The sequence below is a fragment of the Areca yellow leaf disease phytoplasma genome (genome assembly GCF_041920595.1).
In genome coordinates, this window is the sequence record NZ_CP169277.1 from 445,959 (window position 1) to 453,472 (window position 7,514).

The window sequence follows — 7,514 nt, forward strand, 5'->3', positions numbered from 1 at the left end:
CGTATTGCTACTGCGTTTGGATCGTATTCAATGGTAGCTACTTTGCCAATAATGTTATCTTTGTTTCTTTTTAAAATCAATTAAACGACATTTTCTTTTAACGCCGCCGCCACGATGTCTTACTGTAATTTTACCTGGTTGTTACGTCCGGCTTGGTCTTTATGAGATACCAAATAATCTTTTTCAGAGTTTGAGTGGTGATTTCTGGAAAAAGCAGAAACACTCATATTACGACATCCATTTGTAGTAGGCTTATATTTTTTAATTGCCATAATTTATACCTTCCTTGTATTTTTTTAATCTTTAATCGTTGTTTTGGTTGGGTTTGAGTTTATTCGTTAGCAAGGATTTCGATTTTGTCCCGGAGTTACTTTACAAATAGCTTTTTATAACCAGAAGTATAGCCTTCGAATTTACCTTTTCTTTTGAATTTTGGTAAAACGTTGCGAGTGTTAACTGATAAAACTTTACTTGAAAAATGCTTTCTAAAGCTTTTTTAATTTCTACTTTATTAGCTGTTTTGGCAACTTTAAAAGTGTATTTATTTTGTCTTTCGATCAATTTATTAGTTAATTCAGTAATGATTGGTGCTTTAACTAAATCATAGTATTTATTCATTATTTTAAAACCTCTTCAAAATAGTTAACAGCATCAGCAGTTAGGACTAATTGTTTGCAATTAAGGATTTGATAAACACTTGCATGAGAAGCTCTTTCTAAAGTAATATAAGATAGATTGCGAGAAGCCAAAGCTAATTGTTCTGTCATTTGAGTAACTACAATTAAGGATTTGGAAGTGATGTTTAATTTTTGTAACATTTGTTGGAAATCTTTAGTTTTATGAGTTGCTAAATTAATGTTGTCTACAACTACTAATTGATTATTTTTAGCTTGGAGTGATAAAGCTGATTTTAGAGCCAGACTACGTACTTTTTGGTTTACTTTAACAGAATAATCTCTTGGGGACGGTCCAAAAGTAACTCCACCACCACACTCCATAAAGGAGAACGAATAGAGCCATGACGAGCACGACCAGTTCCTTTTTGTCTCCATGGTTTTTTACCTCCACCAGCAACTAAAGCGCAGGTTTTGGTAGCATGTAATGCCTTGACGCATTGCAGCTCTTTGAGCTTATTACAACGTCGTATAAAACTTGTTGATTAGGTTTAATGTCAAAAACAGTAATTGCTAAAACTTCTTTTCAAAACAGAAGTCGCCTTGTTGATTAAGAATATTAATTTTTGGCATGCGTTTGCTCCTTTGTCAATTTTTTTACAGCAGATTTGATAATTACAAAAACCTTTATTAGGTCCTGGGACATTGCCTTTTATTAAGAATAAGTTTTTTCAATATCAACCGAAAGAATAGCTAAATTTTGGATAGTAACCGTTTCGTGTCCCATGTGTCCTGGTAGTTTTTTTACCTTTTAGTGTTTACCTTTAATAGGGCTTCCATTAGACCTGGACGACGGTGATAGCAGGACCGTAGACTTCTCAGGACACTCTGCTTTGATTGTGTCTCTTAATAGAACCAGCAAAACCTTTTTTGAGTTCTGGGCGTTATCAATGATGCCCTGCTTAGCGAATAATCGTTTTTGATTGGGGCGCCTGCTGCTAAATTAGCTAGGTTTGAATTGACATCGAACTAAAATTAATTTCTTTATTATTGACGCTTGCAGGGGCAGTAGTTGCTTTTAAAATGTCTAACATGAGTTTAGAAGCGTTTTTTCTCTTTTGTCGCAAAAACCTATTTGGTAGGACCGATAGCCGTCTTGGTCAGCACGTTTTTTGTTGTAAAACAACGTTAGGTGCGACATCTACTGTGTTGCTGGGACTAATTCTCCTTGTTCGTTAAAAACTTGAGTCATTCCTATTTTTACCTAAGATTCCTTGGTATGTCCTTCCTCTTTCTTTTTTAATTTTGGTTTAAAGTTTGTAAAAAAGTTTTTTAAAGTGATTTTCAAAAATTTGATTGAAATTATGAAAATTGCAATTGTGATTGGTGATTCAACCAAATGAAATGATTTAAATGGAAATGGTTATAAAAAAGTAAATATTTATTCATATTAAAATGAATAGTGCCTAAATTTTGCTTTTGCTATTGGTTTTTTTAACAAAATATCAATTGCAGGTGGCAAACTAATGTGCATTAAAGATTCAATTGTTTTTTTATTAGGTTGATAATTTGAATTAAACGTTTGTGAGTGCGTCGTTCAAATTGTTCTCTTGAATCTTTGTTAACGAAAGGGAACGCAAAATAGTAAATACTTCTTTTCTGGTAGGAAGAGGTATTGGACCTTCAATATTTACTCCTGTTTTAGTGACAATATCAATAATTTTTAGCTGCTTGATCAATGACATTGGCAATGACAATTAAATGATGGATCGGTAGGCTCTTAGAATTATTTTGATAATTTCTTTTTCTTTTTTGTTCACTTATATTCTCCTTTTTTAGAAATGTTTGAAAATATTGCCCAATGGAACAAATATTTTGCTTAAATAATTTTTTCTTAGACAACTGACATTGGTGTTTTGTTTTTGGATTAAAAGAAAAAAATATTTAAAAACAAGCCTTTTTATTATACCTTAAAAAGATTTTATTGCAAGTCATTTTAATTGCAAAAGTTAAAAAAGTAATTAATAATGTTTTTAAATAAAAAGCTGTTTCAAATAAGTAAAATGGTGAAAAGAATTTATTTATTTTGGATTTTGTTTGTTAAAAAATACAATAAGTTAATTCAAATATCCCTATTAAGTTAATTCATCATCTTCTCATTAAAAGATAAAATAGTTTGTGAAAAAAGTTCATTTTATATTTATATTTATTGATAACTTTTTAACAAATTTAAAAACTGTTTAAAAGGGCGCTAATTTTGGCAAAACACATATAACCATTAAATATTATAATTAAAACCCAAATAATAACTAATATAACAACTCTTAAATAATCTGTATACATTTGTTTTTTAGTGTTGTAATAATAAATTATAATTTGATAGTAGCATATTTGTATTAAATTGTAATGAATCTCAGATATTGTTGTAAAACTTTTTGAGTATTTAGGATTTTCAAAAAACGTATATATCAAAAAAGTAACAATCATTCCAAATACACTTAATAATAAAAATTGATGTTTTTAATAAAAGAAGATATGTTTTGTTTAATATCAGACATATTTTTTTACTTATAATTATTGAAATGATTTAGCTTTAGAATAACAGAAACGACCATTAAATCCTACTAACGCCAATACAAAGAAAAACTCTACAAAAAGGAAAACGTATTTTTTAGTTACTTCTTGTTTTTCTTTGAGGGCTTTTTGATCTTCGTTATGTTTTTCTAATTTGGCATAATAAGCTTTTTTAGCTTCTGATTCATTAACCAAAGAAGCTGAATATAAATTCTCCTTGAAAATTTCGTTGAATTATCATTATAAGTTTTAGAAAATGATGCCTTATCTGCTTCTTGATATTTTTTTGATGCTTCTAAAAAAACATAAGACCCAAACACACTTAAAATACAAAACTAACAGTAAGTAAAAAGTGTGATAATGTTTTTTAATAACATTTATGTTTCTCCTGATTTTATTTATTTTTTTATCTTATACACTTAAAATAAAATAATTCTTTAAAATAAATTAAAATAGTAACTATCAAAAAAATAAATCCAAAATAATATCAAAACTATAAATTAAAATAATATCAAATAAGAAAACAATATCGTCATCTAAGAAAAATTATTTAAACAAAATAATTTGTCTAATAATGATAAATTAATTTTCATTTGTTTTTTGAGATTTAGAAGGTTTGTTTTCCAAAATAAGTTTTCCTTTGTAATAACTTACTATTTTTAGTAACTCTGTGAGACAAAGTAAAAGTATTAGTTTCTTTTGCAAAGTACCAAAGCAGGATTGCTTAACTTATAATGAGTACTGTCTTTTTCTTTTTGCCGTTTTTCCGGTGCGTCTAAAAGGAACAGCCATTTTATCAAATCCTTTCTTTATATTTTTTAGTTTTTAGCATTTATTATAAATAATAATAAATGCTAAAAACAAATAAAAGGTTAATCAAAACCCAATTAATAACTGCCAAAAATTATTATATTAACATCTCTTTAATCAAGCTTAAAAATTAATAATCATGCCAAAGCGTGCAAAAATTAATTTTAAACCTAAGTTTATTTTATCTTAAAAAAGCTGTTTTGTCAATCTATTTTGAGCTTCTTTTTTACTTTTTTCTTATTTATTTGCTACTTTAATTATTATTTTGTCAAATTACAACAATATAACTAAATTAATTTGAGTTTTTTAATAAATTAATTTAGTTGAAGCCCCATTTTTATGCTTCATTCTCCGTAAAAGGTTTTGAAAACAAAGAAACTACTAAAAATGGTTCTTAAAAGTATTTCTACCAACATTCAAAGTTAACGACGTAGACAAAACTGACAAATTTAGAGTTGGAGTAAAAGTTAAACACAAGATAACAATGATTTTGAAGTATATAACAAAGACTCCAAATTTGCTCTTACCAAAGATAACAAATTTGTTTCAGCAGAAGTTCAGTTAGAAGTAGAATTATTAACTCTTGGTGGTTTAGTTGAAAATAACACCGATACTGCTGATTTTGAATTAACTATGCAATATGAAGTAGTGGATGAAAATGGTAATGTAATTGCAGAAAATAACAAACTAACAGAAGCTCAATCAGCTAAATCCAAAATAAATTACACTAACACATACTAACAAACAATTTCCATTAACAAACATTTATAAATTGAATAAATTACTCTTTAATAACATTATTTTATAATCTTTCATTAACTTAAATAAATATCAAATAATCAATTCAAAGGCTATTAATTATTTAATAGTCTTTGATGTTTTAAACTCTTTATCTTTTTGATGGTTTAACTAACTAAAAACCTAATGAATACTATGTTTATAATTAACTTAAATAATTAAAACCCGTCAATTTTAGAAAGAAAGAAGGGGATATTTTTTCCAAAAATTTATCAATTTTCTAAAAAAAGGCATTAACCAAAATGTTTTTATCCAATACTTATAACAAAAAAACACTTTTATTTTTAATTATTATAATGTTTACTTTATTTATTATTATCATTCATTTTACTAAAGCTCAATCAAATCTTAAATTAAGATATGATTATTATAAAACAAGTATAAAATAAGTTTGAGAGAAAAAAAAGAAAAGACAATCACAAACAACAACACAAGCACAAGAAGAGTCAACATAAGAACAAAAAGGACCAAAATTACACCTTGTAGAAATTGAAGGGGATTGGGATTCTACCTGGACAAAGTAATAAAAATATTAAAGAAAAGATTAATCCTAATTTTAATGGAACATTAACCAAAAGAAAAAAAAAAACAATAAATAGAATAAAAGATGGGAATATATCGTCTGAAATTGCTACAGGAACATGCGAGCCAAGTACAATTTGTTTATATCATGATGGAGAAATTCGAGGTGACCTAGATAAAAAATATACTTATCAAGAACTAACAAAAATGACAGGAAAATATACAAATTTGTATATTTTTTACCATGACATAGAAAATACCAAAAAATTAGATGGAGCTAAACCTACTTCTAGATGGATTAGTGAATGGTAAGGCTTCTGAGAGATTGGGCAAACACTCAACAATAAACAACAATAAATCTTTTCTTTTATCTTTTTAATTATATATATTAATTTATATTATCTTTTGGTAGCTTAATAATTTGGATACTTATAATTTAATATTAACTACCTTTTTTAAAAGAAAGGAGTCTGTTTTTTACATTAACAAAATTAACAAGACTTCTAAAAAAGACCAAATATAAACTTTAATTCCTTTTTTAATGCTTATAATTATAAATATATTAATACTATTACTTAACATTAATTTTTATTTTTATTAAAGCACATTCAACATTTAAATTAAACTATCAAATCAAAAGCTACTTTTAAAATAAAAGTAAAAAAGAAAATCTAAATAATACAATTCATAACATTAAAGTAAAAAACACTAATAAAGCTCTTATCTTTATACATAAAATATTGATCCTAATTACAAAAAAGTCTCATTTTCACAAAACAATTAATCAAAACAAAGGCGAATTAATGTCTAAGTCAATTTTAATTGTCCCCAAAATATTATATTTATCTATCATGATGGAAAATGCTATTTATTAAGGATAAAACACATACCTTAGAAGCAATCATAAACATGAAAAATAAATACAATAGTTTATATATTTTTTACTATGAACCAACTTAATCCAAAAATATCTCTATCCTAAAAAACAACTTGGTATAAACCTTATCAGAAGAAATAATTATTTCCATATTTAAAATAAATTAATAAACTATTTAAAAAATAAAAATAATATAAATAATGAAAAAAACTATCCTTAAGGATAGTTTTTTTGTTTTTAAGATCTAAATATAAAAGCTAAGTATTATTTTTTACATCCCAAATTAATTTGGTTTATGTTATGATAAAGGTAAATGATAAAATAATTTAGAACTTATTTCTTTGAAAAACCAAAATAATATAACATTACAAAAAAAATTAATAATAAACTACAATATGTTTTTATATTGTTTAATCAATAATTTAGATTGAAGGAAAATTTTATGTCATCATATTATAATAGATTTGGCTTTATTCTAAAACGCAATAAAACATTATCAAGCGATTTTTTTCTCCTTTTTTATCCCAATTAACAACAATGCACAAACCTAAAAAAAAAAAAAAAAAAAAACCTCCAAGAAAAAACACAACCCCAAACATTATTACAAACAACCAAAACAAACAATTAAATCAAAGACTACAAACCGTAAATAACAAACACAATACCCAAACAAAACAATTACAAGAAAATACCATCACATATTATTAAACATTTACGCACAAATAGAAAAGCCCAAACCCATAAAACAATCCCCCCAAAAAATACAACTCACAACAACAAACCCAAACTCTTTTTAACCCAAGAACTTATTTATCAAAAACAAAACAACGATAAAAACCTCCAATTAAAAGAAATCTTACAAAAGAACTTAAGGAAATTACTAAAAACAATCACAAAGAAACTAATCTTATAACTAATCTCAACAACAAAATAACAACATTAATAATTTATTAATTCAAATTGAAAAAGACAAACAAAAATTAGAACTCAAAAACCAAAACAAAACCAAGAATCCAAACAAAACTTTTATACTACCGATTTTAACCTCAATCAAAAAACACCAATTTATTAAAACAACTAGAAACAACTCTAATTTACAAGAAAAAGACAAAGGCAAATCAATTTGCATCTTAGAACAAATAAAGACTACAAAAAGAACAAACTTATCAAAAACCATTACCAAAACTCACAAACTATACCAAAATAAACTAAGTATAAACGACAAAAACTAGACACCATCAAAGATGCTTACCAACAAGAAAAAACTATCATCCAAGTTAATAACACAAGCTTTTTTTTTCTCCAAATAAGACCTTTTC

The 7,514-nt window shown here is 26.0% G+C and carries 4 protein-coding genes and 5 pseudogenes; 2 read left to right on the plus strand and 7 right to left on the minus strand.

The features are described from left to right. From rplB to rpmF, 7 genes and pseudogenes are all read right to left on the minus strand, one after another. Nucleotides 1-272: pseudogene (rplB, locus tag ACEW7V_RS02560) on the minus strand (50S ribosomal protein L2); the annotation flags it as partial. Between the two features lie 100 nt (nt 273-372). Next, a complete protein-coding gene (gene rplW / locus ACEW7V_RS02565) occupies nt 373-618 on the minus strand; it encodes a 50S ribosomal protein L23 (protein WP_374695342.1) in 246 nt (81 codons plus the stop codon). Then, nucleotides 618-1,247, minus strand: a pseudogene (gene rplD, locus ACEW7V_RS02570) (50S ribosomal protein L4). The gene rplW and the pseudogene rplD overlap by 1 nt, the downstream one beginning before the upstream one ends. Next, nucleotides 1,234-1,918 (minus strand): annotated as a pseudogene (gene rplC, locus ACEW7V_RS02575) (50S ribosomal protein L3). The pseudogenes rplD and rplC overlap by 14 nt, the downstream one beginning before the upstream one ends. 146 nt (nt 1,919-2,064) lie before the next feature. Next, nucleotides 2,065-2,434: pseudogene (rpsJ, locus tag ACEW7V_RS02580) on the minus strand (30S ribosomal protein S10). A 754-nt stretch (nt 2,435-3,188) separates the two neighbouring features. Beyond that, nucleotides 3,189-3,383, minus strand: a complete 195-nt coding sequence (locus ACEW7V_RS02585; protein ID WP_374695343.1) for a hypothetical protein — start codon at nt 3,381-3,383, stop codon at nt 3,189-3,191. 387 nt (nt 3,384-3,770) lie between these two features. Then, a pseudogene (rpmF, locus tag ACEW7V_RS02590) lies at nt 3,771-3,980 on the minus strand (50S ribosomal protein L32). Nucleotides 3,981-5,285: 1,305 nt separating this feature from the next. On the opposite strand from rpmF, the gene ACEW7V_RS02595 reads away from it, so the two are divergent. Continuing rightward, nucleotides 5,286-5,630, plus strand: coding sequence for a hypothetical protein (locus tag ACEW7V_RS02595; RefSeq protein WP_374695344.1), 345 nt, complete (start codon nt 5,286-5,288; stop codon nt 5,628-5,630). A 1,102-nt stretch (nt 5,631-6,732) separates the two neighbouring features. Continuing rightward, the gene (locus ACEW7V_RS02600) at nt 6,733-6,903 is read left to right on the plus strand and encodes a hypothetical protein (protein ID WP_374695345.1); all 171 of its coding nucleotides are present in this window, start codon (nt 6,733-6,735) and stop codon (nt 6,901-6,903) included. Nucleotides 6,904-7,514: the final 611 nt, after the last annotated feature.